General features: G+C 69.9%; 13 protein-coding genes. 9 read left to right on the top strand and 4 right to left on the bottom strand.

Annotated elements, in window-relative coordinates; translation table 11 throughout:
• Positions 1-87 precede the first annotated feature (87 nt).
• The 4 genes from SLNSH_RS21930 to SLNSH_RS21945 all read left to right on the top strand — a co-directional run bounded on the left by SLNSH_RS21930 (position 88) and on the right by SLNSH_RS21945 (position 4,287).
• Complete coding sequence (locus tag SLNSH_RS21930; protein ID WP_106339995.1) at positions 88-852, top strand: ABC transporter ATP-binding protein; 765 nt, start codon at positions 88-90, stop codon at positions 850-852.
• On the top strand, positions 849-1,652 hold the full coding sequence (locus tag SLNSH_RS21935) for an ABC transporter permease (protein WP_106339997.1): 804 nt from the start codon (positions 849-851) through the stop codon (positions 1,650-1,652). The genes SLNSH_RS21930 and SLNSH_RS21935 overlap by 4 nt, the downstream gene beginning before the upstream one ends.
• A 167-nt stretch (positions 1,653-1,819) precedes the next feature.
• Positions 1,820-3,889, top strand: coding sequence for an elongation factor G (locus SLNSH_RS21940; protein ID WP_106339999.1), 2,070 nt, complete (start codon positions 1,820-1,822; stop codon positions 3,887-3,889).
• A gap of 179 nt (positions 3,890-4,068) precedes the next feature.
• Positions 4,069-4,287, top strand: coding sequence for a hypothetical protein (locus tag SLNSH_RS21945; RefSeq protein WP_106340001.1), 219 nt, complete (start codon positions 4,069-4,071; stop codon positions 4,285-4,287).
• Between the two features lie 36 nt (positions 4,288-4,323).
• Here the strand turns inward: SLNSH_RS21945 and SLNSH_RS21950 are convergent, their stop codons facing one another.
• Both SLNSH_RS21950 and SLNSH_RS21955 read right to left on the bottom strand, forming a co-directional pair.
• The gene (locus SLNSH_RS21950) at positions 4,324-4,683 is read right to left on the bottom strand and encodes a DMT family protein (protein WP_106340003.1); all 360 of its coding nucleotides are present in this window, start codon (positions 4,681-4,683) and stop codon (positions 4,324-4,326) included.
• A gap of 131 nt (positions 4,684-4,814) precedes the next feature.
• Positions 4,815-7,046 carry a mechanosensitive ion channel family protein gene (locus tag SLNSH_RS21955; RefSeq protein ID WP_106340005.1) on the bottom strand — a complete coding sequence of 744 codons (2,232 nt, stop codon included), beginning with the start codon at positions 7,044-7,046 and terminating at the stop codon, positions 4,815-4,817.
• A gap of 271 nt (positions 7,047-7,317) precedes the next feature.
• On the opposite strand from SLNSH_RS21955, the gene SLNSH_RS21960 reads away from it, so the two are divergent.
• Genes SLNSH_RS21960 through SLNSH_RS21975 form a run of 4 tightly spaced genes read left to right on the top strand, consistent with a single transcriptional unit; the run spans position 7,318 to position 12,658 of the window.
• Positions 7,318-7,971, top strand: coding sequence for a TetR/AcrR family transcriptional regulator (locus SLNSH_RS21960; protein ID WP_158266853.1), 654 nt, complete (start codon positions 7,318-7,320; stop codon positions 7,969-7,971).
• A complete protein-coding gene (locus SLNSH_RS21965; protein WP_106340009.1) occupies positions 7,968-9,170 on the top strand; it encodes an efflux RND transporter periplasmic adaptor subunit in 1,203 nt (400 codons plus the stop codon). The genes SLNSH_RS21960 and SLNSH_RS21965 overlap by 4 nt, the downstream gene beginning before the upstream one ends.
• A complete protein-coding gene (locus tag SLNSH_RS21970) occupies positions 9,170-12,319 on the top strand; it encodes an efflux RND transporter permease subunit (RefSeq protein ID WP_106340011.1) in 3,150 nt (1,049 codons plus the stop codon). Before SLNSH_RS21965 ends, SLNSH_RS21970 begins: the two co-directional genes overlap by 1 nt.
• A 48-nt stretch (positions 12,320-12,367) precedes the next feature.
• The gene (locus SLNSH_RS21975) at positions 12,368-12,658 is read left to right on the top strand and encodes a hypothetical protein (RefSeq protein ID WP_106340013.1); all 291 of its coding nucleotides are present in this window, start codon (positions 12,368-12,370) and stop codon (positions 12,656-12,658) included.
• A gap of 91 nt (positions 12,659-12,749) precedes the next feature.
• Here SLNSH_RS21975 and SLNSH_RS21980 read toward each other — a convergent pair whose 3' ends face one another.
• A complete protein-coding gene (locus SLNSH_RS21980) occupies positions 12,750-14,414 on the bottom strand; it encodes an L-lactate permease (protein ID WP_106340023.1) in 1,665 nt (554 codons plus the stop codon).
• A gap of 244 nt (positions 14,415-14,658) precedes the next feature.
• Positions 14,659-15,462, bottom strand: coding sequence for a 4-hydroxy-tetrahydrodipicolinate reductase (gene dapB, locus SLNSH_RS21985; RefSeq protein WP_106340015.1), 804 nt, complete (start codon positions 15,460-15,462; stop codon positions 14,659-14,661).
• Positions 15,463-15,608: 146 nt separating this feature from the next.
• On the opposite strand from dapB, the gene SLNSH_RS21990 reads away from it, so the two are divergent.
• On the top strand, positions 15,609-16,643 hold the full coding sequence (locus tag SLNSH_RS21990; RefSeq protein WP_245422453.1) for an extensin-like domain-containing protein: 1,035 nt from the start codon (positions 15,609-15,611) through the stop codon (positions 16,641-16,643).
• Positions 16,644-17,361: the final 718 nt, after the last annotated feature.

Genomic DNA, 17,361 nt, shown 5'->3' on the forward strand with positions numbered 1-17,361 from the left:
AAGGAATGCAGGGCAGCCTGGCCTAGCCCTCCTCGATTCCCTCCCCGCGTCCCCGACGCGCCGGGAATGACGGCGAAGAGATACCCCATGAACCTGTCCGCCTCCCGGATCAGCCACAACTACGGCCCCCTGCCCGTCCTCGCGGACGTGAGCCTCACGGTCGCCTCCGGCGAGGTCGTGGCCGTGGTAGGCCCCTCCGGTTGCGGCAAGTCTACGCTGTTGAGGATCCTGGGAGGCCTGGAGCGCCCGGACGCCGGAGCGGTCGCCACGGAGGGCGAGCCGCCCGCCCGTTCGCTGAATCCGATCACCTACGTCTTCCAGGACTTCGCCCTGCTGCCCTGGCGCACGGTGGCGGGCAACGTCGCCCTGCCCCTGGAAGAGCACAGCCTCCCCACCGCCGAGCGGGATGCGATCATCCGAGACGCCCTCGCCCGCACCGGCCTGTCGGACTTCGCGAAAGCCTGGCCCCGCCAGCTTTCCGGCGGCATGAAGCAGCGGGTCGGCATCGCCCGCGCCCTAGCGGTCCGGCCTGCGATCCTGCTGATGGACGAGCCCCTGTCCGCCCTGGACGGCCAGACTCGCGAACTGCTGATGGACGATCTCGTCGCGCTGCACGCCGCGGGCGATCTCTCGACCGTCTACGTCACCCACAACCTGGACGAGGCCGTCCGGCTGGCGGACCGCATTCTTGTGCTGTCGCGCCGCCCCGGCCGAATCCGCGCGGAAGTCCGGCTGGAGACGCCGCGCGCGGAGCGCCGGCCGGCCGATCCCGCCCTGGCCGCACAGGCCCGCGAGCTCTGGGACCTGATCCGCGAAGATGCCGCCGAGGCTGACCGGGAGTTGGTGGCGTGAGCGAAACGGCTGCCCCCGAAGCGCATCCCGTCCCCTACCGGGGCGACCTTTTCCTGCCACGCACCCGCCGCCTCGCCGGCGCGCTGGCCCTGGTCGCGCTGATCGCCTTCTGGCAGGCCGCCTCCAGCCTCGGCTGGCTCGATCCCGTGATGGCGCCGAGCCCTCGCGAGGTGTTCGCGGCGCTCCTCGCCATGGCGAAGTCCGGCGAATTGGCCGGGCACCTCGCCGCGTCGCTGGGTCGCCTGCTGGGCGGCTTCGCCATCGGGGCCACGGCGGGCGTGGGCTTCGGCCTTGCCGTCGGCCTGTTCTCCCTGGTGCGCTCGCCCGGCATCGCCGTGGTCTCGGCCTTGTTCCCGATCCCGAAGATCGCCCTGCTGCCGCTGTTCATCCTGTGGTTCGGCATCGGCGAGGGCTCGAAGCTCGCCACCATCGCCTTCGGATCGTTCTTTCCCACGGTGGTCGCCACCTACGGCGCGGTGGACGCCGTCGACCGCTCGCTGGTGCGCATGGGCCGCTCCTTCGGCCTGTCCTCCTGGTCCATCGTGCGCAAGATCGTGCTGCCGGGCGCCCTGCCCGGCATCCTGTCGGGCCTGCGCATCGCCTCCTCCATCTCCATCGTGCTGCTGGTCGCCGCCGAGATGATCGGCGCTAACCGCGGCGTGGGCGCGATGGTGCTGGCAGCCGGCAACCTGATGCAGTCCGACCGCCTGCTGGGCGGCGTGGTCGTGCTTTCGGTGCTGGGGCTCTTCATCGCCGGCCTGCTCGGCTGGATCGAGCGCCGCCTGACCGCCTGGCGCTGACCGGGAGCGGACCGGGACGAGCGACGCGACAGCCCTCCTGACCTGCTTTCCGCTTGCATCCGGCTCCCGCCCGGTCGAGCATCGATCCTGTTCAACAGGCCACAGTCGAGGAGACAGTTGGCCGGAGCGCTTCGGCCAACCCGCCTCCCATCACGGGAGATCAGGCCATGTCAGGATCGGAGAACGGCGGCGGAAGACTAGCCGCTGGCCCTCGGTGCATCGCCATCGTGGGGCCGTTCCAGAGCGGAAAAACCACACTGCTTGAAGCCATTCTGGAGCGCACCGGCGCCGTGACGCGCGCCGGCCGTGTGACGGACGGGAGCGCCACCGGGGACGCCAGCGCCGAGGCGCGCGCCCACGGCCACGGCGTCGAGCCGAACATCGCGAGCTGCGTGTTCCTGGGCGAGCGCATGACCTTCGTGGATTGCCCCGGGTCAGTGGAATTCATGCACGAAATGCGGGCCGTCACGCCCGCCTGCGACGCCGCCATCGTGGTGTGCGAGCAGGACGAGCGGAAACTGCCGGCCCTGCAGGTGATCCTGCGCGATCTCGAGGAAGCCGGGATCCCGCGCTTCCTGTTCATCAACAAGATCGACACCGCCACCCGGCGCGTCCACGAGACGCTTTCGCTGCTCCAGCCCGCGTCCCGCACGCCGTTGCTTCTGCGCCAAATCCCCATCTGGAAGAACGGCATCGCCATCGGCTTCATCGACCTCGCCCTCGAGCGCGCCTTCGTTTACCGCGAGCATGCCGCCAGCGAGGTGGTCGACATTCCTGCCGAGGAGGTCGGGGCCGAGAAGGAGGCGCGCTACACCATGCTGGAGCGCCTCGCCGACTACGACGACGCCCTCATGGAGGAACTGATCGAGGAGATCGAGCCGCCCCGCGATCAGGTTTTCGACGACCTCCGCAAGGAGCTGCGCGAGGGGCACGCGGTCCCGGTGCTATTCGGCTCCGCCGACCGCGGCAACGGCGTCACGCGCCTGCTCAAGGCGATCCGCCACGAGGCCCCGGGCATCGCCGCCGTCCGCAACCGGCTGGGCGTGGGCGAGGACGGCCCGCCGCTGGCGCATGTGATGAAGACCATCCACACCGCCCATGGCGGCAAGCTCTCCGTGGCGCGCGTCCTTCGCGGCTCCATCAAGGAGGGCGACACCGTCGTCGGCTCCCATGGCGCGGAGGCCCGCGTGGCCGGCGTGCAGCGCCTGAGCGGCCCCGCGAGCGTGCGCGAGAGCGAGGCCCAGGCCGGCGACGTGCTCGCCTTTGGGAAATTGGAGGGAATCGGCACGGGCGACAGCTTCGGCGTGGGCAAGTCGCCGCCGCGCGCCGTGGCGTCCGTGGCGCCGCCGGAGCCCGTGTTCAGCATCGCCATCGCCACCCAGGACAGGAAGGACGACGTGCGCCTCAACGCGGCCCTCGCCAAGCTGATGGAGGAAGACCCGGCGCTGATCGTGAAGCACATGCCCGAGAACGGCGAACTACGCATGAGCGGCCAGGGCGAGGTGCACCTGAAGGTGGCCATGGAGCGCCTGGCCGGCCGCTATGGCGTCACCGTCGAGCGACGGGAGCCCCATGTCGGCTACCGCCAGACGATCCGGGGCAAGACGACCGTGCGCGGCCGTCACAAGAAGCAGACGGGCGGACACGGCCAGTTCGGCGACGTGGTGATCGAGGTCGAGCCCCTGCCACGGGGGACCGGTTTCGAGTTCGTGGACCGCATCGTGGGCGGGGTGGTGCCGCGGCAGTACATCTCGTCCGTGGAGATCGGCGCCCGCGAGGCGCTGAACCAGGGCGAGCTCGGCTTTCCGGTGGTGGATGTCCGGGTCACCCTGACGGACGGCTCGCACCATTCCGTGGACTCCTCCGACATGGCCTTCCGCCAGGCGGCGCGAATCGCCATGGCCGAGGCCCTGCCCAAGTGCAATCCCGTGCTGCTGGAGCCCATCCAGTCGGTGGAGATCACCATTCCGACCGACTGCATGGCCAAGGCCACGGCCATCGTCACCGGGCGACGCGGCCAGATCCTGGGCTACGACTCCCGCCCTGGCTGGGACGGCTGGGACGTGCTCAAGGCCCTGATCCCCGAGTCCGAGATGGGTGACATGATCGTGGAGTTGCGCTCCGCCACGTCTGGCGTGGGGGCCTTTACGGCCACCCTCGACCACCTGGCCGAACTCTCGGGAAAGCCGGCCGAGGCCGTGGTGAAACGCGCCGGCGCGGTGGCCCGGCACGCCTAGCCAGAGACGTCATCCCCGGGGCGAGTCCCGGGGACCACCCGAGGCGGCGCAGGGCGCGGATGGCCGGGCAAATCCGGCCATGACGGGCCGCGGCGCCGCCCCATGTGCGCCATCGCACAGGCGGCGGCGCAGGCAGGCCTCATAGGTCCGGGCCAACGAGACCCGTCCGGATCAACGCCATGCCCCGCTCCGCCGCTCCCCGCTTCTCCCTCGACGCCCCGCTGCGCATGCCCCGCCCGGGGCGAGCCGCGACCGGATCTCACCTCGAGGCCCAGCGCCAGCTGCGCCTGTCGCTTTGGCTTGTGGCCATCCTGAGCGCTGCCACGATGGTGGTTCTGGCGAGCCGCCCGGCTCCGGTCCAGGTCTCGGCCCTGCCGCCTGCGGCCGCGATCCGCTAAAGCGCTCCAGCGCGTTGGCGCCGCGGCGCCCTCCCGCTACAGCGGCCCCTGGAAGATGAAGAAGGCCCCGCCGGCGATGAGCGCGAAGCCGACAGCGTGGTTCCAGGTCAGCGGCTCCTTGAGCACCGCCACCGAGAACACGGCGAACACGAGCAGCGTGATCACCTCCTGGATCGTCTTCAGCTGCGCCGCCGAATAGACCTCGTGGCCGATGCGGTTGGCCGGCACCGCCAGCCAATACTCGAAGAACGCGATTCCCCAGCTGAGCACGACGACCAGCGGCAGCGACACAGCCGGGAACTTCAGGTGGCCGTACCATGCGAATGTCATGAACACGTTGGAGGCGACCAGCATGACGATAGGCGCCAGGTAGGCGAAGTGGGGAACGGCGGACATCCAGACCTCGTGGGGGAGATTGATCGCGATCAGCGGGCAAGGCCGGCAGAACGCTTCAAACCCGCCCAAAGATCAAGCCGACGGCCTCCCACCCTGTTCACAACCTGAGGAGGTCCGCCCGGCGCCCCCGATCAGGCGGCAGGCTTGTCCGCCGCCACGGCCGCGTTGCGCATGTCGAGCACCCGCTGGGCGGCGGCCCCGAGCGCCTGGTCGCCATTGTGTCCGGCCACCTGGACAGTCGGGAAGGCGAAGTGAATGCCATTGGCCTCGAACGCCTTCTTGAGCATTCCGTAGGCCTGGCGGCGAATGACGAACTGCTCGCCGGGCTTCGTCATCATCTTGAGCCGGATCTCGATGGAGAAGTCGCCGAGCTGCTCGACGCCCTGCATCTTCAACGGCTCGATGATGTTCGGCCCCATCTCCTCGTCGGCCTGAAGCTGCTTGCCGATGTCCTTGACGATCTTCTTCACCTGGTCGAGGTCGGTATCGTAGGTGACCCCGATCGAGAACTTGTCGATCACCCAGTCGCGGCTGAGATTCTGCACCGCGCCCAGCACTCCGAACGGCACCGTCGTGATCGGCCCGCGGTGATGCCGCAGCTTCACGGAGCGCAGCGAGAAGGACTCCACCGTTCCCTTGTAGTTGCCCGCCGTGATGTACTCGCCGACCCGGAAGGCGTCGTCCAGCAGGTAGAAAATCCCCGAGATCACATCCTTCACCAGCGTCTGGGCGCCGAAGCCGACCGCGATGCCGAGCACGCCGGCGCCCGCCAGCAGCGGGCCGATCTGGATGCCCATGGCGTCCAGCACCATCAGGAACGCGACGCCCACAAGGATCGCGAAGATGAAGTTGCGCAGGATCGGCAGCAACGTGTTGAGGCGCGCGCGCTTCCTGCCTTCGGGCGTGTCGTCGTGAACCGACGCCGGCGCCTCGTCGAGGCGCCCGTCGATGAGCGCCCGCACGAGCTTCCAGACCAGGTCGGCTACCAGCATGATGATGACGACCCGCATGGCCGCCCGGACCGCGCGCGTGAACAGGGACTCGCCCATGGCGATGTCGCCGATGTCGATGCGCCAGAGCTTGGCCAGGATCACGGCGCCGATCACCACCAGGAGAACGCGCGTGGCCTTCTCGACCACGACCGCCCACGCGATCGCGCTGGTCGCCCCTTCGGCGCTGGCTTCCTCCGGCCGGACGATGTTGCGCACGGAGGCGCGCACCACGCGCATGAGCAGCGGCAGAAGGCAGAGCGTAATCAGCGTCCAAAACAGCACGCGCAGGTGCAGCGCGCCCAGCGCCCAGGCGATCATAATGACGCTCGCCGTCAGCACCACCGCGAGCCTCGGTGGCGGCTCCACCGGGATCGACAGGCGCACGCCGAGCCGCCCCAGCAGCGCGAGGGCGATGACCGTGATCCAAAGGCTCATGACGGCCTGCCGGGACGTCACCGGCACGTCCATGATGGACATCAGGCTCAGGCTCGCCCAGGCCGTCGCGACCAGCCCGACCACGATCAGCAGCGTGCGATACCAGAACCAGGCGAGCGGCTGGCTCAACGGCACGACGCGGAAGTAGTCGTGCCGGGCGCCCGGCGCGATCACGACGCGCCCAAGAGCGGTCGCGAGCCGCATCACGGCCACCCAGGCCAGGAGCAGGATGACGGTCTCCCGGATCACCGGCGGCCAGGGCACCAGCACGAAGGCCGCGATGCTGCCCACCAGGAAGGCGGCGAGCACGAACACGCCGAGCGAGACCCGCATCCCGTGCAGGCGCAGGCGCTCCTGCACGGTGTCGCCCGGCGATTCCAGCAAGCGGCTCAGCAACCCGCGGCTGCCCCACCACGCCAGGCGCTGGGCGGCCAGACCGCCCGAGATCAGCAGAAACGACGCCAGCGCGAGTTGCAGCCAATCGATCGAACCCCGCGCGGCCGCGAAACCCTCGGCGGAGGCGACGATGTCGTAGGGCACCGCCGGAGCCGCCTCGATCAGGTCCCTGGCGCGTTGCCGGAGCTTCTGGAGCTCATTGGCCGCCATGAAGGACATCTCGCCGGACGCGCTGGTCGGCAGGATGGACTGCATCTTGGGCAGCTCTGGAGCGCTGGCGGGCTGCGCCCGGGTCGCCGGCGCGATTGCTTTGAAGATCGGCGACGCGGCCGCCTTAGGCCGCGTCGGTTCAGACTTTCCTGACGGCGCAGGCAACTGAGGGGCGAGCTTGTCGGCCACATAGGCGCGTCCCGCATCGTCGTTCGGCACCTCGATGATGACCCGGATCGGCGGGGTCGCCTCGGCGGCCCGCGCGGGCCGCGGCGAGGCGGTCAGCCACACGGACGCCAGGAGGGCGAGAAGGACGGCGAGAAACGGCATGCAAGCTTCCGGTTGGAGCGCCGGACGGGCGGGCCTGCTGACATAGAACCACAATCTACACGGGAAACCCTTACCAGCGCATCCAACCCGTGCGCCTGTCGCGCATCAGAAAATGGCGATCTGGCAAGCTTGGCCGCCGCGGCAGCCGTTCGGATGGACCAGCTCCCGCACATGCGATCCGCGACGAGGCGCCTCACGTACGAGAGAAGTACATCCGGCAGCGCGGCCTTCTTCGTCGAGATTGACGAAACGTCATGACGAGCCTATGAGAATGAACGTTCATTCTCACGAGTTCCAGATGTCCGCCGCCCCCGACCCCGCCGCCGAACGTCATGCCCGCATCCTGGATGCCGCCGAGCGCTGCTTCGTCCGATCCGGATTCCACCGCACCACCATGCAGGACGTGGCCGCCGAGGCGCAGATGAGCGCCGGCAACCTTTACCGCTACTTCCCGTCCAAGGACGCCATCGTGGCCGGCCTGTCCGAGCGCGATCGCCAGGAGGTCGCCGCGGATTTCAACGCCGTCATTGGCTCGGATGATTTCTTCGGCGCGCTCGAGACGCTCGGGCGCAAGCATTTCGTCGTGGCCCCGCGCGAGAAGGCGGTGATGCTGGTCGAAATCTGGGCGGAGTCGACCCGCAATCCCGCCGTGAACAGCTGCTGCGGCGCCGTGGACGGCGTCCTGCGCGGCCTGATGCTCCAGATCATCGAGCGCGGCAAGGCGGCGGGTCACATCCCGCCGTCCGTCGAGCCGGACGGCGCTGTACGCGTCCTGTTCACCGTGGCCGACGGCCTCTTCAAGCGCAAGGCGCTCGATCCCGACTTCGACGGCGAGCGCGAGCTCGCCATGGCGCTCGGGGTGTTCCGCGCCCTGTTCGCCGGCCACATCCAGACCTCTCACTCTCCCTCCGGGGCCTCGCAATGACCGTGTTCCGCACCCTCGCCCTGATCGCGCTCGCCCCCGTCGTCGCCGCGCCGTTGGCCCCGGCGGCGCAGGCCGCCGAGGCGGCTGCGCAGCAATCCATGTCCATCCCGGCCGTATCCGTGGTCCAGGCCGCCCGTCGCGAGATGACGGACCGCGTGGTGGTGTCAGGCACGCTTGCCGCGCGCGACGAGGTGCTGGTCTCGGCCGAGATCGACGGCCTGCGGGTCACCCAGCTCCTCGCCGACGAGGGCGACACAGTGAAGGCCGGCCAGGTGCTGGCCCGCCTGTCCAGGGACACCCTGGACGCGCAGATGTCCCAGAACGACGCCGCCCTCGCCCGGGCGGACGCGGCCATCGCCCAGGCCCGCAGCCAGATCGTCCAGGCGGAAGCCGCCCAGGTCGAGGCCCAGGCCGCGCTCGGCCGCGCCCAGGCCCTCGTGAAGGGGGGCAACGTCACCCAGGAGGTGCTGGACCAGCGCATCGCCGCGGCCCGCGCCGCGGACGCGCGGCTCGCCGCCGCGAAGGACGGCCTGGCGCTCGCGCAGGCCGACCGCGCCCAGAACCTGGCTCAGCGAACCGAGCTGCAGCTCCGCATAGCCCGCACCGAGATCAAGGCCCCGGCCGCAGGCGTGGTTAGCCGCCGCAGCGTCAAGCTTGGCGGGCTCAGCGCCATGGCGGGCGAACCCATGTTCCGCATCATCGCCAATGGCGACGTCGAGCTCGAGGCCGATGTGCTGGAGATGCACCTCGCCCACCTCGCCCCCGGGGCCCCGGCCATCGTCAAGGTCCGCGACGGCAAGGAGTTGCAGGGCAGGGTGCGCCTGCTCCCCGCAGAGGTCGACCGCACTACCCGCGTCGGCAAGGTCCGCATCCAGTTGCCCCAGGACCCGTCGCTCCGCGTCGGCGCCTTCGCCCGGGGTGAAATCATCGTCGCGCAGCGCGAGGCCGTGACGGCGCCCACTTCCGCGCTGGTGTTCGGCGACGCCGGCGCGACCGTCCAGGTCGTGCGGGACGACAAGGTCGAGGTGCGGCCCGTGAAGGTGGGCATCGTGTCCGGCGGTTACGCCGAGATCGCCTCTGGCCTCCAGAACGGCGAAGCGGTGGTGGCGCGCGCCGGCGCTTTCCTGCGCGACGGCGACGCGGTCCGCGTCATCGACGCGGCCAAGACGGTCGCGCCCAAGGCGAACGGAGCGCAGTGATGACCCTAAACGTCTCCGCCTGGGCGATCCGGAAGCCGATCCCCTCGATCGCGCTGTTCGTGGTCATGCTGATCCTCGGCGTGGTCAGCTTCCGCGCTTTGCCGATCACCCGCTTCCCCAACGTCGACATTCCGATCGTCTCGGTCACCATCACGCAATCGGGCGCGGCCCCGGCCGAACTGGAGACCCAGGTCACCAAGAAGGTCGAGAACGCCATCTCGGGCATCAATGGGGTTAAGCACGTCATCTCGTCAGTGAGCGACGGCGTGTCCACCACGACGGCCGAGTTCCGCCTCGAGGTCAACAGCGACCGCGCGCTCAATGACGTGAAGGACGCGATCGCGCGGATCCGCTCCGACCTGCCCCGCTCCATCGACGAGCCGATCACGCAGCGCGTCGACATCGCCGGCCTGCCGATCGTGACCTATGCGGCCTCGGCCCCGACGCTCTCCACGGAGGAGCTCTCCTGGTACGTGGACGACGTGGTCGCCCGCGAACTCCAGGCCGTGAAGGGCGTCTCCAAAGTCGAGCGCATTGGCGGGGTGGACCGGGAGATCCGCGTCGCCCTGAACCCCGATCGCCTGCTGTCGCTCGGGATCACCGCCGCCGACGTCAATCGGCAGTTGCGCGCCACGCACGTGGACCTCGCCGGCGGCCGTGGCGAGCTCGGCTCGGGCGAGCAGTCGATCCGCACCCTGGCCGGCGCCGGCAGCGTCGAGGATCTCGCCGCGACCAGCATCGCCCTGCCCGGCGGCCGTAAGGTTCGCCTCGACGAGCTCGGCACGGTGACGGACTCCGCCGCCGAGAGCCGCACGTTCGCGCGCTTCAACGGCGAGCCGGTGGTCGGCTTCTCCGTCTCGCGCTCCAAGGGCGCCAGCGACGCCGAGATGTCGGCGGCTGTCGCCAAGCGCATCGCCCAGCTCCAGGCCAAGCGCCCGGACGTGAAGCTGTCGCTGATCGACAGCTACGTGAACTACACGCTGGGCAACTACCATTCGGCCATGGACACCCTCCTGGAGGGCGCCGTCCTGGCCATCCTGGTGGTGCTCGTCTTCCTGCGCGACTGGCGCGCCACCCTGGTGGCCGCCATCGCCCTGCCCCTGTCCGTGCTCCCGACGTTCTGGGCCATGGACGCCATGGGCTTCTCGCTGAACCTCGTCAGCCTGCTCGCCATCACGCTGGTGACCGGCATCCTGGTGGACGACGCCATCGTCGAGATCGAGAACATCGTCCGCCACATCAACATGGGGAAGTCAGCCTATCGCGCCGCCCTGGAGGCCGCCGACGAGATCGGCCTGGCGGTGATCGCCATCACCTTCACCATCATGGCGGTGTTCGCGCCCGTGAGCTTCATGGGCGGCATCGCCGGCCAGTATTTCAAGCAGTTCGGCCTCACGGTGGCCGTCGCGGTGTTCTTCTCCCTGCTGGTGGCGCGCCTGCTCACCCCCATGCTGGCGGCCTACTTCATGCGCGGCAAGGCGCATGCCGAGCCGAAGGAAGGCGCGATCATGCGCGGCTACACCCGCCTGGTCAGCTGGTCCGCGCGGCATCGCTTCGCAACCCTGGCGATCGGCCTCGCGCTCTTCGCGGGGTCGCTCTACAGCACGCAGTTGCTACCCTCGGGCTTCCTCCCCGGCGAGGACACGGCTCGCTCCCTGTTCGTGGTCGAGCTGCCCCCCGGCTCCCGCCTGGAGGACACCCGCGCGGTCACCGACCGCATCACGGCCCTCCTGCGACGCACCCCGGAGGTGAAGAGCGTGTTCGTCGACGGCGGACGGTTGCCCCAGGGCGGCCCTGCCTCGGGCGCCGGAGAGGTCCGCAAGGCCACCCTCGTCGTGAACTACGTCCACAAGGACGAGCGCAAGCTGTCCCAGCGCGAACTCGAGCGGCAGCTGCTGCAGCAACTCGCCCAGATCCCGGACATCCGCGCCTGGCGCCTCAACGAAAACGGCCAGCGCGGCCTCTCGCTGCTGGTGACCGGCGACGACACGAAGGTGGTCACCGACATCGCCGCCCGCCTCCAGAGCGAGATGCGCAGCATCCCGACCCTGCAGGGCGTGGTCTCCACCGCCGCCCTGGACCGCCCGGAGATCCGCATCCGTCCCCGCTCCGCGCTCGCGGCCGATCTCGGCGTCTCCACCGACGTGATTGCCGAGACCATCCGGGTTGCGACCCTGGGCGACGCCTCCGCCAACCTCGCCAAGTTCACGGCCGGCGATCGGCAGATCCCGATCCGGGTCCAGCTCGACGAGCGTTACCGGGGCGACCAGGCGATGCTGGAAGCCCTGAAGGTTCCGACCGCCAAGGGCGCGGCCGTCCCGCTCGCCGCCATCGCGGACATCGACTTCGGCCAGGGCCCCACCGCCATCGACCGCTACGACCGCGTCCGCAAGGTCGCCCTGGAGGCCGACCTCTACGGCACCGACGCGCTGGGCGGCGTGATCGAGGAGGTCATGAAGCTACCCACGGCCCGCAACCTGCCGCCGGGCGTGCAGATCCGGACCTCGGGCGACGCCGAGATCATGGACGAGGTGTTCCAGGGATTCGCGGCCGCCATGGGCGCCGGGCTCATGATGGTGTTCGGCGTGCTGGTGATCCTGTTCGGCGGCTTCCTCCAGCCGATCACCATCCTGTTCTCCCTGCCGCTCTCCTTTGGCGGTGTGGTGCTGGCCCTGCTGGTCACCCACAAGCCGATCAGCATGCCGGTAGTCATTGGCCTCCTCATGCTGATGGGCATCGTGACCAAGAACGCCATCATGCTGGTGGACTTCGCCATCGAGGAGCGCCGCAAGGGCGTCGACCGCGTCCACGCCATCGTGGACGCCGGCCGCAAGCGCGCCCGCCCCATCGTGATGACCACCATCGCCATGGCGGCCGGCATGGTGCCGAGCGCGCTGGGCGTCGGCGACGGCGGCGAGTTCCGCTCGCCCATGGCGGTCGCGGTGATCGGCGGCCTGATCGTCTCGACCCTGCTGTCGCTGGTCTTCGTCCCGGCGGTCTACCTGGTGATGGACGATGTCGGCCGGCTGTTCCGCTGGGCTTTCGGCCGCTTCGTCGGCCCGCGGGACGAGCCGGAGGAGGTCCAGGCCCACGCGCCCGGGCCCGTTACAGCCCAAACCATGGCGCGCCTTCCCCTCGCAGCTGAGTGAGCCCGACGGCGCTGCGGCGCCGTCACGTTCTCGTGCTATGCTGCCGCGATGCTGCGGTTCGGTCCCTCGCGGGCGGCCGGAACGGTCGCGCTGGTTCTGGTCGCCGCCGCCCCGGCGGCGGCCGAGGGCCGCTTCGCGCCGTGGCGGCCAGACCCGCCCCTGCCGCCCTGCACCTGCCGGGCCCAGGGCCGGACTTTCGAAATCGGCGAGACGGCTTGCCTGCGGACGCCTGAGGGCTCCCGCATCGCCCGTTGCGTCATGGTGATCAACGTCCCCTCCTGGCAGCCGACAGCGACGCCCTGCCCCCAGGCCAGCCTCCGCCGCACGCCCCCAGGCTGACCCGGCTGGCCGCTCCCCGAACGAAAAAGGGCGCGCCACACCGGCGCGCCCTTGTTTAACCCAGGCCGCCGTAGAGGCGGCGCCTTCGGCGCTAGTGGATCACCATCGCGCTGAACGGCCACACATAGGCCTGCAGCATCACCAGGCAGCCGACGAGGCAGGCCAGCACGATGGAGTGCCAGAAGACGTAGCGCAGGATCGTGCCCTCGTGGCCGAACCAGTTGGTCGCCGTGGAGGCCACCACGATGGACTGCGCGTCGATCATCTTGCCCATGACGCCGCCGGCCGAGTTCGCCGCGCCCATCAGGATGGGCGACAGGCCGAGTTGCTCGGCGGTGATCTTCTGCAGGCCGCCGAACAGCACGTTCGAAGCCGTGTCCGATCCCGTCAGGGCGACGCCCAGCCAGCCGAGCAGCGTGCCGAAGAACGGGTAGAGCACGCCGGTGGCCGCGAAGGCGAGGCCGAGGGTGGCGTCCAGGCCCGAGTAGCGGGTGAGCGTGCCGATGGCGAGCATCGCCATGATGGTCATCAGCGAGTAGCGCACCACCCACAGCGTCTTGCCATAGGCCCGGACCAGCTGGATCGGGCCGAAGCCCATCACGAAGCCCGAGATGATCGCCGCGATCAGGATGCCGGTGCCTGTGAAGGACATCCAGGTGAACGCGAACACGGCTCCTTCCGCGGCGGGCTTGGCGACCACCGGCGGCACCTTCTGGATCATGTTGTGCAGGCCCTCCACCGGGTAGTTCCAGGTGAAGACCGGGTTGACGATGTTCTTGAACCACTGCCCGCCCCAGATGATGACCACCACGGACAGGATCGCCCACGGCACCCACGACATGCGGATCTGCTCGGGCGTGGGGTTCTCGACGGCCACCGCCGGGGTCGGCGGCGCCGTGGCCGCAGAGTCGTCCCGGGTGCGCAGCTTGGGCGACAGCCAAAGCTCGGATGGCTGCCAGACCTTGAGGAACCCGACGAGGCAGACCATCGACACGATGGCGGCGGCGATGTCCACGATCCAGGGGTTTACGAAGTTGGATACGACGTACTGCGGGATCGCGAAGGATACGCCGCACACCAGGATCGCCGGCCAGATCTGGATCATGCCGCGGAAGCCCGCGAAGGCCCAGATCAGCCAGAACGGCACGATCAGCGAGAAGAACGGCAGCTGCCGGCCCACCATGGCGCCCAGCAGGTAGGGGTCGAGCCCCGTCACGGTGGCGAGGCCCTGGATGGGCGTGCCCAGCGCGCCATAGGCGACGGGGGCCGTGTTGGCGATCAGGGACAGGCCGGAGGCCGCCAGCGGCGAGAAGCCCAGCCCCATCAGGATCGCGCCGGTCACCGCCACCGGGGTGCCGAAGCCGGACGCGCCCTCGAAGAAGGCGCCGAACGAGAAGGCGATCAGCAGCAGCTGCAGACGCCGGTCCGGCGTGATGCCGCCGATCGACTGCTGCAGGATCTGGAACCAGCCTTTCTCAACCGTGAGGCGGTAGAGGAAGATGACGTTGATGATGATCCAGCCGATCGGGAAGAGGCCCGTCACGGCCCCGAAGACCGCAGCCCGGATGGCGACGCCGGCCGGCATGGTGAACACGAAGATGGCCACCCCCAGGGCGACCAGCAGGGCGATGAAGGCCGCCACATAGGCCTCGACCTTGCCCCAGGCGATCAGCACGAGCAGCGTCACCACCGGCAGGGCGGCAAGCAGCGTCGAGAGCACGGCGCTCCCGGTCGGATTATAGACTTGTGACCACATGGCCATTTCCCCCGCTCATTGGCGCCGGGCTGCTCGGGGCCGCCTCCGTCCAGGCATGATTCGACCGCTTGCGCTCGCGCCCGGCGCAGGCAGGAGCTTACACGCGCCGGACGCAATTTCGACACAAACATTCACGGTCGGTTAACCACCCTGGTCCGAGCAGTTTTTCCGCTGTGGAAATGATCCAATCCCGTTGTCGCCCATCCCGCGGGCCTCATCGAGCGCTCCGGTCCTCTGCGTCCCGTCACAGCAGCGTGTCGAGCCCGCGCTTCAGCCCGGTGAACTCCACCGCCTTGCGGGCCGCGAACAGCGTGCCGGCCACGTAGGGCGCCGCCGATGAGCCCGCGTCGTGGCGGATCACCAGCCGTTCGTCCGGCGCGCCGAAGACCGCCTCGCACGACAGCACGAAGGACGGCATGCGCACCGAGTGCACCTGCACCGGGATCGGCCCGCCCACGGAGCCCCCGCGCGTCGCCGGGATGCCGCCGAGCTCAGCGACGGGCTTGGCCGTTCCCTGCTGGCGCACGCCGGCCAGGGTCTCGGCGAGCTCCCGCCCGGTGCCCGATGGCGTGTCGGACTTCCCCGCGCTGGCGTAGTCGATGATCTCCACGTCCGGCACGTAGCGCGCCGCCTCAAGGGCGAAGCGCTTCAGCAGCGTCGCCGTGATCGAGAAGTTGCCGGCCGCGAGCACGCCCTTGCCGGCGACCGCAGCCGCGGATTCGATTTCGGCGAAGTCGTCCGCCCCGAGGCCGGAGGTCCCGATCACCACGGCCCGGCCGGCCTTCAGGGCCAGGAGCGTATGCGCCTTCACGGCCTCCGGCTTGGTATAGTCGATCACCACGTCGGACGGGACCGCGAGCGCCTCCTCCAGGGTGGCCGAGACCGTGACGCCGAGCGCAGGCAGGCCCGCCGCCTCACCGGCGTCCCGGCCCGCAGCCGAGCGCGCCACTGCGGCGACCAGCGTCATGTCCTCGGCCTTGGCGATGGCGGCCACAAGGGCCTTGCCCACCCATCCGGTGGAGCCTGCGAGCGTGATGCGAAGCGTCATGGGAAGATTCCTGATGCGGCGGGGACACGGGTCCGGGCTTCTTTATCATCCTTAAAGAATCCGGTCGCATTGTCCCGATCATGCGACGCGGAGTAGCCCTGTCTTTAGTCGGCTCCGCCGTCCTCGGTCTGTTGTCGGGTTGCGGCATGTTCGTCTACGAGCAGCGCGCGCCCTGGCGTGACGAGGCGGAGCAAGCCTGCCTGGCCTCGAAGGCCGTCCATGTCTCGGCCTATGTCGAGCCTGCGCGAGAGATCTCCGGCCCCGGTTCCTGCGGCATGCTGCAGCCGTTCCGGGTCTCGGCGGTGGCGGACGGGACCGTAGCCCTGTCCAGCAAGGCCACCTGGGCCTGCCCGGTCATCCCCGTCATCGACCGCTGGGTGGAGGAGGTCGTGCAGCCCGCGGCCGAGCTCTACTACGGCAGCCGCGTGGTGGAGTTGAAGGCCGGCTCGTATTCCTGCCGGGGCGTCATGAACCGGCAGGGCGGCCCGAAATCCGAGCACGCCTTCGGCAACGCCGTCGACGTGATGGCCTTCAAGCTGTCCGACGGCCGCGAGGTCAGCGTCCTGCGCGGCTGGCGTGGCCAGCCGGTTGACCAGGAGTTCCTGCGCGAGGTCTTCGTGGCCTCCTGCGAGCGCTTCACCACCGTGCTCGGCCCCGGCTATCCGCAGCATGACAACCATTTCCACCTCGATCTCGCCCGCCACGCCGGCGGACGCCGGGTGTGCAAGCCCGTCCTCAAGTTCGAGCCCCGGGTCGCGGCCCTGGCCCGCGCCGGCGGCGCCATGACCGTGCGACCGCCGGGCGCCTACGGCCAGGCCCGCCCCTACCCGGATCCGCGCTACGGCGAACCGCCTCGCTACGGCGAACCGCCCCGCTACGGCGAGCCCGCCCCGCAGCGCCTGCCCGCCGCCCAGCCCTACCCCATGGGCGCCGCGCCGGCCTACGGGCAGAACAGCGGGGTCACCCGCGCCCCGGCCTCCGGGACCGGCGGCCTCTACGCCCCGGCGCCCGCGACCTACCCGGCCATGCCGGGCGGCCACGGCGGCCCCCTCAACCTCGGCGCCCCCGGCGCCGCCATGACGCCCGAGGGCGAGGGCATGGACGAGACCGTCGACCCAGACAACGACCCCTTCGCCGCCGAGCCCCAACCGGCCCCGGCGCCGAAAAAGGGCTGGTGGTAGGGACAGACAAGGGCGAGGCCCTCGCCCGCGACAAGCGGCGACCTCGCCCTCCCACTCGCCGGCGTCATCCCCGGCCGTGCGGCGAAGCCGCGGAGGGGAAGGGGATCCAGGGGCCGCGCTCCGGGCTTGCCCGGTTCGCGCAGCCCGTACACGCCGGGCCTGCCAGGCCTGCCGCTTGAGAGACTTGCGCCAAGCCCCCCGGATCCCCTTCCCGCGCCTTCGGCGCCCGGGATGACGGCGGTGGGTCGAGGGCGTCTTTCCCCGTCCTTGCGAGGAGCGCAGCGACGAAGCAATCCAGGGGCCATGCGCGGGTGTCTCTCCGTTGGTGACGAGGATGGCGCCCATTCCCCCTGGATTGCTTCGTCGCCCTGTGGGCTCCTCGCAAGGACGGGGGAAATTCTGTCCCGCGCAGCGGGGGAGATGTCGGCGAAGCCGACAGAGGGGCCATGCCGACGGCTCCATTGTTGCGGTTTGCGCCGCTCGGCCGCCCCCTCCCTGGCCCTCCCCCGCTGCGCGGGAGAGGGTTCCGGTGCGAGGTCCGGCCCTCCCCGTCCTTGCGAGGAGCGCAGCGACGAAGCAATCCAGGGGCCATGCGCGGGTGTCTCTCCGTTGGTGACGAGGATGGCGCCCATTCCCCCTGGATTGCTTCGTCGCCCTGTGGGCTCCTCGCAAGGACGGGGGAAATTCTGTCCCGCGCAGCGGGGGAGATGTCGGCGAA

It is taken from the genome of Alsobacter soli (genome assembly GCF_003004785.1).
GTDB classification, from domain to species: domain Bacteria; phylum Pseudomonadota; class Alphaproteobacteria; order Rhizobiales; family Beijerinckiaceae; genus Alsobacter; species Alsobacter soli.